Source organism: Marinobacterium iners DSM 11526 (assembly GCF_900107855.1).
GTDB classification, from domain to species: Bacteria; Pseudomonadota; Gammaproteobacteria; order Pseudomonadales; family Balneatricaceae; genus Marinobacterium; species Marinobacterium iners.
Window position 1 is genome coordinate 152127 of record NZ_FNRJ01000005.1, and the last position, 15366, is coordinate 167492.

At 54.9% G+C, this 15366-nt stretch carries 11 protein-coding genes; 2 read left to right on the top strand and 9 right to left on the bottom strand.

All coding sequences use genetic code 11. The annotated features are described in order from the left end of the window. Positions 1-106: 106 nt before the first annotated feature. The 6 genes from BLV48_RS07800 to BLV48_RS07825 form a co-directional block, all read right to left on the bottom strand. A complete protein-coding gene (locus BLV48_RS07800) occupies positions 107-1417 on the bottom strand; it encodes a sensor histidine kinase (protein ID WP_091825535.1) in 1311 nt (436 codons plus the stop codon). Continuing rightward, positions 1398-2090 carry a response regulator transcription factor gene (locus BLV48_RS07805; RefSeq protein WP_091825536.1) on the bottom strand — a complete coding sequence of 231 codons (693 nt, stop codon included), beginning with the start codon at positions 2088-2090 and terminating at the stop codon, positions 1398-1400. The genes BLV48_RS07800 and BLV48_RS07805 overlap by 20 nt, the downstream gene beginning before the upstream one ends. Continuing rightward, complete coding sequence (locus BLV48_RS07810) at positions 2087-5245, bottom strand: efflux RND transporter permease subunit (RefSeq protein ID WP_091825539.1); 3159 nt, start codon at positions 5243-5245, stop codon at positions 2087-2089. Before BLV48_RS07810 ends, BLV48_RS07805 begins: the two co-directional genes overlap by 4 nt. Then, a complete protein-coding gene (locus BLV48_RS07815; protein ID WP_091825542.1) occupies positions 5238-6395 on the bottom strand; it encodes an efflux RND transporter periplasmic adaptor subunit in 1158 nt (385 codons plus the stop codon). The genes BLV48_RS07810 and BLV48_RS07815 overlap by 8 nt, the downstream gene beginning before the upstream one ends. Positions 6396-6411: 16 nt before the next feature. Continuing rightward, positions 6412-7773, bottom strand: a complete 1362-nt coding sequence (locus tag BLV48_RS07820) for an efflux transporter outer membrane subunit (protein WP_175527622.1) — start codon at positions 7771-7773, stop codon at positions 6412-6414. Between the two features lie 173 nt (positions 7774-7946). After that, positions 7947-8438, bottom strand: coding sequence for a TetR/AcrR family transcriptional regulator (locus tag BLV48_RS07825; RefSeq protein ID WP_217632975.1), 492 nt, complete (start codon positions 8436-8438; stop codon positions 7947-7949). A 127-nt stretch (positions 8439-8565) separates the two neighbouring features. Between BLV48_RS07825 and BLV48_RS07830 the strand changes: the two genes are divergently transcribed. Further along, positions 8566-10077 carry an MFS transporter gene (locus BLV48_RS07830; RefSeq protein ID WP_254774992.1) on the top strand — a complete coding sequence of 504 codons (1512 nt, stop codon included), beginning with the start codon at positions 8566-8568 and terminating at the stop codon, positions 10075-10077. Positions 10078-10146: 69 nt separating this feature from the next. Here the strand turns inward: BLV48_RS07830 and BLV48_RS07835 are convergent, their stop codons facing one another. Both BLV48_RS07835 and BLV48_RS07840 read right to left on the bottom strand, forming a co-directional pair. Continuing rightward, positions 10147-12411, bottom strand: coding sequence for an ATP-binding cassette domain-containing protein (locus tag BLV48_RS07835; protein ID WP_091825550.1), 2265 nt, complete (start codon positions 12409-12411; stop codon positions 10147-10149). Beyond that, on the bottom strand, positions 12404-12847 hold the full coding sequence (locus BLV48_RS07840) for a MarR family winged helix-turn-helix transcriptional regulator (protein ID WP_091825551.1): 444 nt from the start codon (positions 12845-12847) through the stop codon (positions 12404-12406). Before BLV48_RS07840 ends, BLV48_RS07835 begins: the two co-directional genes overlap by 8 nt. 408 nt (positions 12848-13255) lie before the next feature. On the opposite strand from BLV48_RS07840, the gene tadA reads away from it, so the two are divergent. Beyond that, a complete protein-coding gene (tadA, locus tag BLV48_RS07845; protein ID WP_091825554.1) occupies positions 13256-13771 on the top strand; it encodes a tRNA adenosine(34) deaminase TadA in 516 nt (171 codons plus the stop codon). Here the strand turns inward: tadA and mltF are convergent. Beyond that, positions 13763-15262, bottom strand: a complete 1500-nt coding sequence (gene mltF, locus BLV48_RS07850; RefSeq protein WP_091825556.1) for a membrane-bound lytic murein transglycosylase MltF — start codon at positions 15260-15262, stop codon at positions 13763-13765. The two genes, tadA and mltF, sit on opposite strands and share 9 nt — an antisense overlap. Between the last annotated feature and the right edge of the window lie 104 nt (positions 15263-15366).

The window sequence follows — 15366 nt, forward strand, 5'->3', positions numbered from 1 at the left end:
GGGGGCATGACGCTTAACTTATTGATAACAAAATTTCTTTTCACAATCGAGAGAGAGTGACAGACACTATTCGACAAGGTCGGTAATGCAGTTCTTTTTGCACTCTCTATTCTGCAGAAGGTGGTTCAGGAAACTGTAACTCTGCTTTTACTCCGTGATTCAGCCATTCCAAAGACAATTGCCAGCCAAGCCGATTACAGATTTTTTGCACAAGCATCAGTCCCAGCCCAAAACTGCTGTCACTGTCTTCGGCCAGGTATTCGCTCTTGTTACGAATGACGATGCTCTGGTTCGTCACTGTAAGCGTGATTGTGCCCTGTTCTGTAAACTGATAGGCGTTGCGTAGAATATTGGCCAATACGATACGCAATGGAACCAGTGGCAGGGTTTGCACCGATCTCTCTTCTGGATAGTCCCGCTGCAGCTGTACCTCTTTGCCCTGAAGCAGATAGGCCAGTTCTTCACTGATGTCGTCCAGTAACCTTGCAGGATCAACAGACGATATGGATGGCGGGGTGTCGTTTTCCCGGCTTAACCAGAGCAGGGTTCCTGTTAGCTGCTGCATGTTTTGGCTGGCTCGGTTTATCCGTTCCATCGGACGCTCGAACATTGTTGGTATACCCACTCGTTGAAGTAATTCCAGGTTCGTCCGGATGATAGCGATTGGCGTGCGTAATTCATGACTGGCGTGACGGAGGAATTGATGCTCCCGCTCCAGAAGCCTTGCGATCCGATCAAAGGCGCTTCTTAGTTGCTCTGCAATGCTGTTGAGTTCGTGGAAGTGGAAGTTCGGCACCGACTGCTGGATATTTTCAAGAGAAAGGCTGTACGCCCAGTCTGCCAGTTTCTGAGTGTAGTGGTTGATCCGGCGATTATAGAGCCAGATAGCCAGCAGCATGATCAGTAGATAGCTCCCGGCCAGGTAGAATTTCAGCTGCCAGGTCTGATCTAAATCCGCCTGTTCCTCTTTGGTCAGCAGGTTGCTCTGGTAGTCGGAAATAACAAACAAGCGCCGCTGATCAGGCAGCAGGTGCAGGTAGACGATCAGGTAGCGGGAGTCCTGCCAGTTTTCCTCACCATGGGGTTCCCAGAGATATTCGCTGAATTGCCCGGGCTGCAAGGTATCCGGATCGATCAGTTGGCGATAAAACTCTGGTGCGTTATCCAGATTATCCAGAAAGGAGCGGATCGATGATGAGTTCGATAGTGGTGTCTCAGGATTCTGTTGATATTTGGCCTCGAAGGACCGGGCTTCCATCAGCAGGGCGCCACCGACCGCTTCATCCAGTCCTTTGATAAAGAACAATTCCAGCGCAAAAGCGAAGGCCAGCGCTGTTATCAGCGCCAGACCCGATACGTAGATGGCCAGCTCCCGACGCATGGTGCGGGGTTGCTGCTTACTGTTCAGGGGATTCATCACGGATCGCAAATCCCTGTCCTTTAATGGTGTGTATCAGGGCCTTATCGAATGGCTTATCCACTTGCTGCCTCAGGTGGTACATATGTACTTTCAGGCTGTTGCTGTCGGGTGGTTCATCCGGCCACAGGGCCTGTTCCAGTTGGCTTCGGCTCACGACCGCCGGGCTTGCCCGCAGCAGCGTTTCCAGAAGCACCAGGCCGGAAGGTTTCAGTTTAAGCAGGGTGCCAGCACGGCTGGCGTTGCGGTTATCCAGCTCCAACGTAAGGTCGGCCAGACACAGTTTGCGCACCTGGCTGCTGCGCCTTTTGGCCAGCGCCCGAACCCGCATGATCAGCTCTTCCATTGCGAAAGGCTTCACCAGGTAGTCGTCAGTGCCGGCACGAAAACCGGCTACTTTATCGCTCAGGGTATCCCGGGCGGTGAGCATCAGTACGGGGGTGTCTGTTCCCTGTTGTCTGAGTTTTTCACACAGACGCAGGCCGTCAATCTGTGGCAGCATAAGATCCAGCAGCAGTACGTCATAACGGTTAGAGGTTACGAGTTGCAGTCCCGCCTGACCGTTGTAGGCATGATCGACACAGATCTTTTCCAGCGCCAGGTAGTCGGCCACCGACGCGGCCAGATCACGGTCATCTTCTACCAGTAATACCTGCACAACCTGATCGCTCATGACATGGTTTCCATCGTCGTTTTTGATGTGGTGCTGTGTTGGCGGCGCTTCTTCCGCCATTGACGAATATTCAGATCCTCACTGATCATCACCAGTACGGGAATCAGGATTAGGGTAATCAGAGTGGCAAACAGTATCCCGTAACCCATTGCGACAGCTGCAGGAATCAGGAACTGGGCGTTCTCAGCGGTTTCCCATATCAGCGGTACCAGACCAGCGTAAGTCGTTATTGAGGTCAGTACGATAGCCCGCATTCTGCTGCAGCCAGCTTCCACCATGGCCAGCCTGGGTGGCTTTCCCTGAAGTCGGTTCTCATTGTAGCGGCTGATCAACAGGAGGCTATCGTTAACCACGACTCCGGACAATGCCAGGATGCCAAACAGCGACAACAGGCTCAGCGGAATATCGTGCAACCAGTGCCCCAGCAGGGCACCGATCACACCAAAGGGGATCGCACTCATAATCATCAGCGGTTGCAGGTATGACTTCAGCGGGATCGCAAGCAACGCGTAGATCGCAATCAGTGCAACCAGAAAAGCGCCTTTCAGCGAGTTGGTAGTTTCTGCTTCTTCCTGCGCTTCGCCGCCAAACCGAATGGTCAGGCCTGGATAATCCCGTTGCAGTTGGGTCAGCAATTGAGCGTCGATACTGGCGATTATTTCCGCTGGGGCGGCAATCGCTTTATTCACATTGGCGGTGACCACTGCCACCCGGCTTCGGTCAGTTCGCTTGATCTCATCGGCGACATACCGGGTAGATATATCCGCAACTGTGCTCAGCGCGACCGTCCGGCCGTCCGGGGTGCGAATACGAGCCCGCTGCAGATCATCCAGTTGTTGGCGTTGATCCTGTGGATAATGCACTTTGACCTTCACCTCGTCCCGGCCACGCTGTATGCGCTGCACCTCATACCCCTGATAGGCTTGTTGGATCTGGCGTGCCAACAGGGCGGTGGTGAGTCCCATCGCCTCACCGGCCGGCCGTAGTTGGAGGTCGATCTGGGCCTGGCCGGTTTTCATGCTGTTTTCGATACCGGAAACACCGCTGTAGAGTGCCAGCGCTTCCTGTACTTTTGTGGCGGCCTGTTGCAGCGTTTGCGGTGACTCCGCAGCCAGTTCAATACTGATATCAGTAGCACCTTCCCAGGTGGTGACAAATTTCAGCTTGCGCACGGCCTCCAATGGCCCGACCTCCTGTTGCCATAAATCAGCAATCTCCTGAGTGCCGAACGGACGCTGATCGCGGGGTGACAGTCCGGCAATGACAGACGCACTGCTATCACCGGACAGTGTCATCAGATGGGGGATGGGAGGCTGAGACAGCTGGTACTCATCCTGCAGGCGCTGATTAAGGCGGGCGGCGGTCTGTTCAATCTCGACCGCCTGTTGCTGAACCAGGCCGTAGCCTGCCTGCGGGTCCAGCTCCAGTTGCACTTCGATAAAGTCGCTGGGAATGTCAGGGAAAAAAACTGCGCGTATCTGGCCGGAAGGCACCATTCCACCGACAATAATGAACAGACTGATTGCCAGCATAAGCGCGACATAGCGGAAATTCAGAGCCTGATGAACAAACGGTCGATAGATCTTGCGGGTGAAGTAAGTCAGACCGTGACTGGCCTGAGTTTGTAGCCATTGCCAGCCGCGGCTGACGGGATTGCGGGCAGGGCTGTTGTCCATTTTCAGGTGGGCCAGGTGGGCGGGCAGGATAAATTTGGATTCCACCAGCGAGAAGATCAGGCAGAAAGCGGCCGCGTAGGCAAAGAAGCTGAAGATTTTACCCAGTTCTCCTTCAACCAGAACCAGCGCCAGAAAGGCGACGATGGTGGTTAACACCCCGAACACTGTCGGCACCGTGACTCGCTGGGCTCCCCTGATCGTCGAGTTGAGGCTTGCACCGTAGCGCTGACGCTCGCTGTAGATGCTTTCGCCCACCACGACGGCATCATCGACGACGATGCCCAGGGCGATAATAAAGCCGAAGGTGGTCAGTTCATTGAGGGTCATGTTGAATAGTCGGGCATCCATCAGCAGCATCGCGCCGGCGAAAATGACCGGCAGACCAGCCCCGACCCAGAACGCAACCCGGATATTCATGAACAAAGCTAACAGCAGCATGACCAGGGCGATACCCATTACACTGTTTTTCAGCAGCAGGTTAAGGCGAGCACCAATATACAAGCTCTGATCGTTCCAGATCGTGGTGGTAACGCCTTGCGGCAGACTGTCACTGAAACGGTCGACTTCCATCCGGACCGCTTCGCTGATGGCCATGATGTTTGAGCTGGAGTACATCTTGATGTCGAGCCAGATCGCCCGCTCACCGTTGAACCGGGACAGCGCTCCGGATGGTTCATAGCTGTCCCGGACTGTTGCGACATCGCTGAGCGTCAGGCGCTGACCGTCGCCGGTCTGACGGATCACAATCGCTTCAAAGTCGCGCAGCCGGTAACGTTGCTGATCGGCTTTGATAATGATTGAGCCTTCCCGACTGAAGAGTTCACCTCCGGCCACGGTGAGGGATGAGGCGGCGACCTTTTCGGCAATATCGCTGATGGTCAGGTTCAGTGCCTGGAGCCGGTGCTCATCAACCTCGATGCTGATCTCCGGTGTTTCCCGACCATTGGTGTTCACTCGTTCGATTGCCGGATTGCTCAGCAACCGGGTGCGTAACTGACGGGCGGTTTCTTGCAGCACATCCTGAGGAACATCGCCGGCCAAATGTACCGATACCGCATCTTCAAGATAGGTGTCTTTGGTGATGACCGGGCGTTCGGCTTCGGCGGGCAGAGTCGCGATGCCGTCGATCCGGTTCTTGATGTCCCGGTACAGCGTATCCAGATCGTACCCGCTGCTGCGCTCGACCGTGATATTACTGCCCTCTGTGTTGGAGATACTGCTGATCTTTTTAATACCCTGAATGCCTTGCAGGGCCTCTTCTATTTTGAGGGTAATGCCTTCTTCTGCGGAATGGGAAGAGCCACTGTCGTAGCTGACAAAGATACTCACACTGTTCGGTGGAATCGGCGGAAACGCTTCGACCCGCAGATTAAAAGCGCTGATGCCGCCAGCCACTAGAATCAGTAGCATCAGCAGATTGGCCGCGACCGGATTGGCGGCGAACCAGGCTACCCAGCCTTTCTGGCCCAGATCATTCATTGGGTGTTTCCTCAGACAGGTCAGGCTGAACCGCCATTCCCGGCATATAGCTGGCCAGTGGTTTGGCAACCAGTGCGATTTCTGCCGGCAGTGAAGTTGCCGGAATGTAGTGCAGTCCCTGAGCGCTGAACAGCGGTGTCGCCGCATGCCTTTGCAGCCGGTTTTCGGTCACGGTCCAGATATAGCCATCAGCCGTGAGCGCGGTGGCCGGAATCGCAAACAGATGGCTGCGCAGTTGTCCTTTCAAACTCACTTCCACGAAACTGCCGCTGAGCAGGGGAGGCGATTGTTTCAGAGGGTCTGCGACGCTGACAGTCAAACTGCGCTGTCGAGTTTCAGGGTTAATTGCGGCCGATAGCTGGCTGACCTGTCCTTGCCACCGATGTGTTGGCTGGTCCGGGTCACGTAGCTGTACCGCAACCTGTTGAAGGTTTTCAGGAAGTTGTTGCCACTGCTGGCTGGACAGTGTCAGCTCCAGTTCTACACGTTGGGTTCCTCGAAGGGTTGCTACGGTCGCACCGGACTCGATGTAACTTCCCAGGGTTGCGGAACGGTTTATGACAACCGCATCAAAGGGCGCTCTCAGCGTGGTTTCTTCCAGATCCCGTTGTGCACGCTGAAGCGTCTTTCTGGCAGCAACGACCCGCGCCTCCGCCAGCTTTAGTTGCGGTTTCCTCAGCACCAGATCGCTGGGGGCCTCCTGAATCCCTGAGCGTTGCCAGTCCCGCTCCGCTTGCTTCTGCTGACGACGTTCCTGAATCAGCGTTAACTCGGCATCGGCCAGCGTTTGGCGGGCATTGGCCACCACTTCCTCATAACTGGTGGTATCCAGCCTCAGTAGTGCTTCGCCCTGTTTCACTGGATGGCCATTATGGAACGCGTCCGAGCGCCAAGTGACCCGACCGGAAACAAGACTGCCCAGCTGAACTTCATCGGTGGCACGGGCCTCGGCATAACCTTCAATGCGGCTCTGATACGTGCCGCTCTGTAGTGAGAGCACGGTGACCCGGGGCAGTATTGCCGGTGCTTCATATTGCTCCGGTTGCGGCTGGTTGCTGATGGCAACGTTGGTATAAACCAGCGCCAACGGGATCGCACACAGTGCCAGACCGGTAAGCGTGAAAGGGAGCCAACGACGTCTTGGTTGCATGATGTTCTCTTGTGATTCAGATGTTCATCCCCAGCGCCAGGCCGAGGGTGATGCGGTTAGACAGGCGGTTCTGGCGAACCTGGAGAAGCTGTATGCGAGCCTCAAAAGCAGTCTGCTCGGCACTGATTAGATTCAGGATGTCGCCTACGCCATCGCGGTACAGCGAACGGTAGTGATCGAGACTGGTTTGCGAATGTTGCAGGGCTTGTGCAAGGGCTTTTTCCTGTTGGGCCAGGGTCGCTTCCAGGTCGAGTCCGTTATCCACTTCGTTTACCGCATCCAGCAGCGTTTGCTGATAGTTGAGGTAGCTGAGTTCGGCATCCAGCTGGGCAATGTCTGCCTGGGCTTTCAGGCGTCCGGAATTGAACAGCGGTGCCGTCAACTGCCCGAGGAGACTCCACAGCGGCGACCCTTTGAGAAGTTGATCCAGGTCTTGTCCGGTATTGGAGAGGGTGGCCTGCAATGAGAACCCGGGAAGCAGCTGCTTGTAAGCTTTGGCGGCACTGTGATCAGCGGCCTGAATTCTCAGATAGGCGGCTTGCAGGTCGGGGCGACGAGCCAGAACGGTACCTGGAAGTGATATCGGCGGTGTGGTGATATCCGGTGTCACCGTGATCTCTGGCGGTTCACTGTTATTGCTGACGCCGCGCAGCAGATTTAACTGCCTCAAGGCCACTCGTTGATGGTTCTGACGCTCAATAAGGCTGGCCTGAACGCGAGCCGTTGCAGCCTTTGCCGTCGCCAGATCCGCCAGGTTACCCAGCCCGCTCTGATAGCGGTCCAGTATCACAGCGCGGTTGTTTTCAGAACTTTTCAGCCATTGCTGCTCAGTTTTGATGATCTGCTGGCGCAGACTGATATCCAGCCAGCTTTGAACCGTGCGGGCCGCCAGAGAATGGCGTGCAGCGTCATAGTCGAGTTTCTGTGCTGCCGCAGTTTGCTGGGCTGCGGCCTGACCATCAGCCAAGCGGCCCCAGACATCCAGTTCCCAGTTCAGGGTCAGGGCCAGTGTTTGTTGATTACTGATTGTTTTTTCCTTTGACCGCTGGCTGGTCAACGAACCCGTCAGTTCCGGTTGACGGGCTGCACGTTCAGGAGCGATCAACAGTTGTTGCTGTCGTAAACGCAGGGCGGTGTGTTGCAAATCCAGGTTATTGTTAAGGGTTTCATCGACAAGCTGTTTCAACTGCGGTTGCCGGAACAGATCAAGTAACCCGGCATCCTGGGGCAGCATGGATAGATCTAGGGTTTCTGCGGGTACCGCCCAGTCTGCGGGCATGGCCAGACTTTCTGCCCTGCCAGCCTGAGGGTCACTCAGGGTGCTGCAACCACCGAGTAACGCCAGTGACAAACTTAAAGTTAACGCGTCTGGTTTCACGTCCGCCAGTTCCTATTCGGGAGCCAATATCACAATAGTTTTAAACGGACAGTGGTTAATGGAGGGTTAAATGAAGGAATAGATAATGAGTAATTTCGCAGCTTCAAGGAGCCGGGGGCAGCTCATTATCTTGGGATGGCGTTGGCCGTTATCAAAAATGACAATTGACCTGATCACGTCAGGCGCGTTAATACTGCATCTACATCATCAAGAAAGCTTGTCCAATCACCATCTTCGTCAATACCATTGATGCGCAAGAGGAATAACCCCTCAACGGCCAGAAAGGCAACGCGGGCTGCTTGGGCGTTTGAAGATGCGCCTGTCATACGGTTAAAAATTCCCCGGTACCAGTCGCGTGTTTCCTTTAAGTTTTCAGGGTTTTCCAGATAACTGACCATCAGGCCTGCAATCTTGGCATCCATAGCCTTTTGTGCGGTTCTCATTGCCTCAATGTAACTTCGAACAAAGCCGAGCGGATCATTTGTCGGTGTTTCGTCCAGCATCGCATCGAACCGACTTGTCCAGCGGTCAACTAAGCTGCCTACCAACTCATCTCTGCTGGAGAACGAGTACTGTACGCCTCCCTTGGAAATGCCTGCAGCCTTTGCCAAAGCACCAATGGTCAGCGCTGAACCACCTTGTTCGCGTACAAGTGCTTCGGCCACACCCAGTAACCTGTCACGGGTAATAGTTGGTTTTCTGCCCATTGTTTTTCTTTTTTACCCCCACTATTATCTTTTTAAATACGATTGTATTTATATTTTAAATGACGCGCAAATCAGGGGTGAACCTGTGTCTTACTACTTTCTAAACCCCAAGCGCTGGCTGATTCTGATAGCAGTAATGCTGGCATTCCTGCCGGTTGTTCTCGATATGACCATTCTGCATGTTGCGGTCCCCACGTTAACCCAGGCGTTGGGAGCAACAAATAACCAAGTGCTGTGGGTCATCGATATTTATCCGCTGTTGATGGCCGGCTTGCTGGTGCCTATGGGTACTCTGGCCGACAGGGTAGGTAACCGACTCATCTTACTGATCGGCTTGGTGATCTTCGGGGCTGCCTCAGCCGCGACGGCCTTTGCGCCTACTGCACAGATGCTGATTGGTGCGCGTGTTATGCTGGCGTTGGGGGGATCAATGATCATGCCATGCGTGCTGGGCATTATCCGCCGTACCTTTGAGGACGATAAGGAGCGAGGACTGGCGCTCGGATTATGGGGTACGGTGGGGGCTGCCGGTGCGGCGGTTGGCCCGCTGATAGGTGGTGCGCTGCTGGAACATTTCTGGTGGGGCTCGGTGTTCTTGATCAACGTGCCTCTGATGCTCGTTGTAGCTCCGGCCTGCTGGCTACTGCTGCCGCGTCAGGAGCAGACCGTACCCGGTCATTGGCCGATTGGTCAGGCTTTGCTGCTGGTCATGGGTATGATTGCGGTGGTGTATGCGGCCAAGACGGGTTTTGGTGGCAAGCAACCCCTTGCAGTGGTGTTGCTGACGTTGGCTTTCGGATTGGCAATGCTGGTGCTGTTTGCTCGTAAGCAGTTCCGCGCTGCTGCGCCGATGCTGGATCTTTCCTTATTGGCACACCCTGCCATCGTCGCTGGCATCATCATGGCGGTGGTCGCCAGCGGCGCATTGGCCGGGGTCGAACTGACTCTGGCGCAGGAGCTGCAATACGTCCTGGACAAAACACCGCTTCAGGCCGGGATATTCCTGATTCCCATCATGGCTGCGGCAGCAGTGGGCGGTCCGGTTGCGGGCTGGCTATCTGCCCGGTATGGACTGCGGCCAGTGGCCAGCCTGTCGATGGTCGTCGCAGCGCTGTCGCTGGGCTGGCTTGCCGTGCAGGATTTTCATGCTCCGGGAGTGATTGTACCGCTACTGCTGGCACTGCTGGGTTTAGCGCTGAGTATCGGCCTGACTGCGTCGTCCATCGCTATTATGGGCTCAGTCGATGCAAGTAAGGGCGGTGCTGCAGGTTCGCTGGAAGCGACCGGGTATGAACTGGGCACTGGTCTCGGCATCACTCTATTTGGTGTGTTTATGTCGGTTATTTTCAGGCGTAACCTCACGACCCCTGCTGGGTTATCCCCTGATCTCGCAGATCAGGCTGCGGTTTCGATGGGCGATACGTATCTGGTCGCGCGGCAGCTTTCCGACGATCAGGCCGCCGCATTGGTTGCTGCGGGCAAGGCGGCTTTTTCGACCACACACTCAGTGCTGCTGCTGACGTCTGCCGCATTGATCGGGGGGCTGGCGGTGTTGGTGTTTTTCCTGCTGACTGACATGCGCAAAGACTCTGCCTGAGATTAGCGCGTGCCGACATCGCGACTGAATGCAGCGTGTATCGCTTGCTGAGCAGAAGACGTGTGAGGGTTAGTTTTTTAAATATCCCGCTAGAAACGGGCCTGTCACGGAGGTTGGTTCTGTCTGCAGACCAGCGGGTGCCCCCTGATAAATGATGTCGCCGCCATATTTTCCTGCACCGGGCCCCATTTCAATAACATGGTCAGCCGCTGCGATCATATCCAGATTATGCTCGACGATGATAAGCGTTATGCCCTGCTCGGTGAGGCTGCCGAACAGCTGTATCAGGTGTTCTGTATCCTGCATATGAAGACCGGATGTGGGTTCATCAAATACGTATATCCGGCCACTGAGCCCCAGTTCTTTTGCCAGCTTCAACCGTTGCCGCTCGCCACCTGACAGGGTTGAAAGTCTTTGACCTATCTGCAGGTATCCCAGCCCGACCTGCTGCATTCGTGCCATCTTATCCCTGATCTCAGGTTTGTCATCAAACAGTTGCAGAACATCGGGCGCACGCAGGCGCATAATCTCATCGATGGCATGCCCTTTGACCCGGATAGCACGGGCCTCAGCGCTATAACCCGAGCCGTCGCAAACCTCGCAGACCGATTCTACGGTATCAAGAAAGGCCAGATCGGTGCGGACCACACCACGACCTTTACAGATTGGACATGCCCCGGCACCGTTGTTGCTAAACAGGCCAGCAGGTTTGCCGCTCTGGCGGGCGAAGACGCGGCGAATATCGCTCAGTGCACCCAGATAGCTGGCGGGTGTCGAGCGGGATGAGCCGCGCAGCTCCGTCTGGTCGATCACAACCACATCGGGGCGAAGTGCTGGTAAGATCCGGTTCGTGAGGGTCGATTTGCCAGAACCCGCAACGCCCGCGACAACCGTCATGACGCCAAGCGGGATGTCGGTCGACAGATCCTGTACGTTAAACAGAGATTGGTGGCTGATGTTAATCCAGCCTGATGGGGTACGGGGCGTCGTATTGATTCTATGCTGTTTGCGCAAGCTCTGTCCTGTTGCCGTTTCTGCTTCTCGCAGTTCTGCCACCGTGCCCTGGCAGACCACTTCTCCGCCTGACTGGCCAGCCTGTGGCCCCATATCGATCACCTGATCTGCGATGCTGATCAGATCAGGGTCATGCTCAACCATCAGGACGCTGTTGCCTTTATCCCGCAAGCGTATCAGCAGCTCCCCGAGGTGCCTAACGTCGCGTGCATGCAGGCCGATACTGGGCTCATCGAAAATATAAGCGATATCGCTAAGACTGCTGCCAAGGTGGCGGATCATCTTGATTCTCTGCGATTCGCCCCCCGATAATCCTGCTGTGCCCCGGTCCAGACTAAGATAATTGAGGCCTATGTCGATCATGCTTTCCAGTTTTTCTGTCATCGATGACAGGACCGGCTGCATCTCCGGTTCGTCGATGCTACGTAAAAATACCAGCAGGTCGCTTGCTTCCATGGCGGAGCAGTCGGCGATGTTGTGCCCTGCGATCCGACAGCTAAGCGCTGCCGGATTAAGGCGGCCGCCGTTGCAGGCGGGGCAGGAGCCGCTTTTCGTCACCCGCGACAGTGCCTCGCGTTCGATATCCGAAAGCTCGCTCTCTTCGCGCTCCAAAAATGAACGGCGCAGGCGAGGCAGCACACCTTCATAAGTCGTTGTCTTCGGCCAGCCCGGTCTGGGTGCCGTGACGGGCGTACCTTCTTCAACGGTCAGGCGTTGCCATTCACCGTCGCTATAACACTCAAGTGGTTTTGTGGTATCAAAGAAGCCTGATAAGGCATAGCGTTTCCAGCGCCATGAAGAGGGCTCGAATCCGGGGAAGCGGATGGCGCCATCCTCGAGTGAGCGCGTGCGATCAAACAAGGCATTTTCGTCTATCGTTCGAACCGTTCCCAACCCCTGACACTGTGGGCACATGCCATGGGGGTTATTGAACGAAAATAAGCTGGATTCGCCGATAGTTGGCTTTCCTATGCGAGAGAAGAGCAGGCGTAGCAGCGCATAGATCTCGGTCACTGTACCCACGGTAGAACGCGCATTGCCCCTCAGCTTGCGTTGATCAATGACAATTGATGCCGGTAAATTTTCCAGACGATCGGCATCAGGCTGACCGAAATGCGGCAGTCGGTGACGAATGAAGGTTGAATAGGTTTCAGCCAGTTGCCGTTGGGATTCTGCGGCGATGGTATCGAACAACAGTGATGACTTACCCGAGCCGGATACTCCGGTAAAAGCGATGACCTGATATTTGGGGATATCAAGGGTCACATTTTTCAGATTGTTGGTTCTGGCCCGAATAATCCGCATGGGCAGATCAGTCATGATCGATGCCCTCCCGCTGTAATCCCCTGACGGCTTTATGACAGAGTTCCGCGAAGATGGCCTGCTCGCCTGCTGTCATCACCGATGCGACCCGCTGTGCTGCACCGTGCCGTTGTCTGGTTGCCCGTTCCAGAAAGGCGTTTCCCTGGTTACTGAGTTGTGTCGCCTGAGCCCGACGATCACTAGCGTCTGACTTTTGTTCTATCAGCTGCAGGTCTTTGAGCACGCGCAGGGCTTTTGACAGTTGAGTTCGGGAGATACCAAGCCGCTGGCTAATAATTGATGGGCGCAGAGCCCCGTTAATACGCAATATTTCCAGAACATCATACTGTGCCCATGTTATGGCTTCCGGGGTAAAACGGTTGCGACGAGCGACCAGTTCACATTGCAGAAGTGAGAGGGCCGCTTCCAGTTCTGAGGTTTCCTGAGTTGTCATTTTTTAATTCAATATTTCTAGTTCATTGTGGTTTCTTTTTGGAAACTATATTTGAGATTTTATTACAAATAAAGTGATTTTATGAACTGTATAGTTTCCATAAAGGCTTTATTGCGTTGGAGTTCGGGTCCCAATTGAGACATGGAATATTTGAAAGGCCCTGCTGTCTCAGCAGATGGGCTGAAGGAGTGCCGGTTCGATTTACTCTGTCGTTACTGACTAGATGGTTAACAAAATCAATAAACGCAGAGTCAAGGCTGGTCAGCCTTCAGCGGCAAATGTTTATGCAATCTGCTGCTGATGGTGGCAGTGTACGAACCTTTATTCTGCGGTTAATGAGCCGTTTATTTGCACGTTTCTTATCGTAGATTTTGTGTCTCGCTGTGAGGGTTTTGGTATAGTGCGCCTATGAATGAGATCAATGATGTCCGCTGTATGGAGCATGCACTGGAACTGGCTAAGCGGGCTTCTGATGCCGGTGAAGTTCCGGTTGGGGCCGTTGTTGTTCTGGACGGCCAGGTGATCGGCGAAGGCTGGAATCGACCAATCAGCAGTCATGATCCGACAGCTCATGCTGAAATCATGGCGTTAAGGCAGGCTGCAGACAAGGTGGGAAACTATCGCCTGGTGGGAGCCGAGCTGTATGTCACCATCGAACCCTGCACTATGTGTGCCGGTGCCATCGTACATGCGCGTATTGCAAGGGTTGTGTTTGGTGCTACTGAGCCCAAAGCAGGGGCTGTGGTAAGCAATGGCTGCGTGTTTGATCAGACCTGGGTCAATCATCGCCCGGAGTATCAGGGTGGGGTATTGGCAAAAGAATGCAGTGAGCAGATCAGTGATTTTTTCCGCTCGCGCAGAGCACAAAAGAAACGGCTCAAGGTTACAAACGGCCAGATTCCAGATGGCACAAATTCAGAGTGAGCTGGGCAGGTTGCTCAAGGGCAGAGGGCGCGCTTCCGAGCTGCTTTCATTCGTGTCAGCGGCATCGCTGTCGCTGCCAAGGTCCGGGTTCAGGTTGCGTGCCCCGGCGGTATCCACTTCCCAGCGCAACAGCTCCATATACTTGCGGATGTTGCTGACGTACTGCACCGGCTCATGCCCTCGGGCGTAGCCGTAGCGCGTTTGGTTGTAGTAGCGTGGGTTGCTCAATAGAGGCAGGTATTCGCGGACATGTTGCCACTTGTCGGGGTCCTTGCCGGCTTTCTGGGTCAGGATGCGGGCATCTTCAAGATGACCAAACCCCACGTTGTAGCCTGCCAGTGCAAACCAGGTGTGGTCGGGCTCGGGGATCCGCTCAGGGATCTTCTGCTTCACATTGACCAGGTATTGAGCACCGCCGAGAATGCTTTGCTTCGGGTCGGTACGGTCATCAACACCCACTTCAGCTGCCGCTGCCTGCGTCAGCATCATAATGCCTCGAACGCCTGTGGGAGAGACGGCATCGGCTCTCCAGTGTGACTCCTGATAGGCGATGGCCGCCAGCAGTAGCCAATTGATCCCGCTTGCGTCTGCCGCTTCACGGAACCAGGGGTAAAGTGGTAGAAAACGTTCTTCCAGGTCCCGACGGAATGAAACCGTATCGAAGAAGTTAAGCGGATTTGTGCGTGAAAAGTAGCGCTCCTCGAGGGTTTTGATCAGTTGTGCTGTTTCTTCCAGAGCAAACCATTGTTGCAAAGCTGCCTTGAGAGTGCCGTCATGATGGCGATTTAGCATCCAGGCGATGGGCTGGGGTGGTTGCAGTTCAAATGCGGCTTTCAGGCCGGGATAGAATGATTTTTGTGCATCAAAAACGGTTGAATCCAGAATGGTGTAGTCGAGGCTGCCCTCATGGACTCGGTCGAGCAGGTCGGTAACCGTATCATCCGGGTTGCTGAGCCACCGCAGCTTGGGGAATTCTTGTCGCAGTTGATCCAGCAGTTCTTCATAGCTTGAGCTTTTGAGGACACCGATGCTGCGTCCGTAAAGGTCCAACGGGGTTTTGGGCGCCGGATTTCCCTGTCGTACTCGGTAGATCAGCACGGGTGCGCTTTGGCGGTAGGGAGGCGAAAACTCAAAGCGCTGCTGGCGCTCGCGGGTGACGGTCAGGCTGGCAGCGGCCAAATGGGCGTTACGCTCCTGCAAGACCTGAAACAGCCCCGAGAAACTGGATGGCAGGACCAGTTCAAGCTCCACCCCCAGGTGGTCAGCAAATGCCTTGGTAAGTTCATACTCAAACCCTGCCGGCTCGGAGCGGCGAATAAAATAGGTCATGGGAGTATTGGTGGTGGCTACCCTCAGAACACCGTTGTTGCGAATCGCATCGAGCTGGGTAGGCGTTTTCAGCCCGATTATGGCGAGCACGAGCGTGAGACTGATCAGAGCGCCCGAATAGATCAGTTCTCGCAGGTGGGGTGATTTCCGCTCTTTAAACATAGGCTCGGCTATTCTGTATCTCGGTCGCCCGATCGGGTAAAATCAGCTTTCATTCTTTCGCTCTCCCATGCCTGGTCTGCAGGTAGAATCAAGAGGCTCGATAT

Excerpts from the sequence above, each read along its gene's own strand:
- BLV48_RS07800 (WP_091825535.1), bottom strand. The coding sequence starts at position 1,417 with ATGAATCCCCTGAACAGTAAGCAGCAACCCCGCACCATGCGTCGGGAG.
- BLV48_RS07805 (WP_091825536.1), bottom strand. The coding sequence starts at position 2,090 with ATGAGCGATCAGGTTGTGCAGGTATTACTGGTAGAAGATGACCGTGAT.
- BLV48_RS07810 (WP_091825539.1), bottom strand. The coding sequence starts at position 5,245 with ATGAATGATCTGGGCCAGAAAGGCTGGGTAGCCTGGTTCGCCGCCAAT.
- BLV48_RS07815 (WP_091825542.1), bottom strand. The coding sequence starts at position 6,395 with ATGCAACCAAGACGTCGTTGGCTCCCTTTCACGCTTACCGGTCTGGCA.
- BLV48_RS07835 (WP_091825550.1), bottom strand. The coding sequence starts at position 12,411 with ATGACTGATCTGCCCATGCGGATTATTCGGGCCAGAACCAACAATCTG.
- BLV48_RS07840 (WP_091825551.1), bottom strand. The coding sequence starts at position 12,847 with ATGACAACTCAGGAAACCTCAGAACTGGAAGCGGCCCTCTCACTTCTG.
- tadA (WP_091825554.1), top strand. The coding sequence starts at position 13,256 with ATGAATGAGATCAATGATGTCCGCTGTATGGAGCATGCACTGGAACTG.
- mltF (WP_091825556.1), bottom strand. The coding sequence starts at position 15,262 with ATGTTTAAAGAGCGGAAATCACCCCACCTGCGAGAACTGATCTATTCG.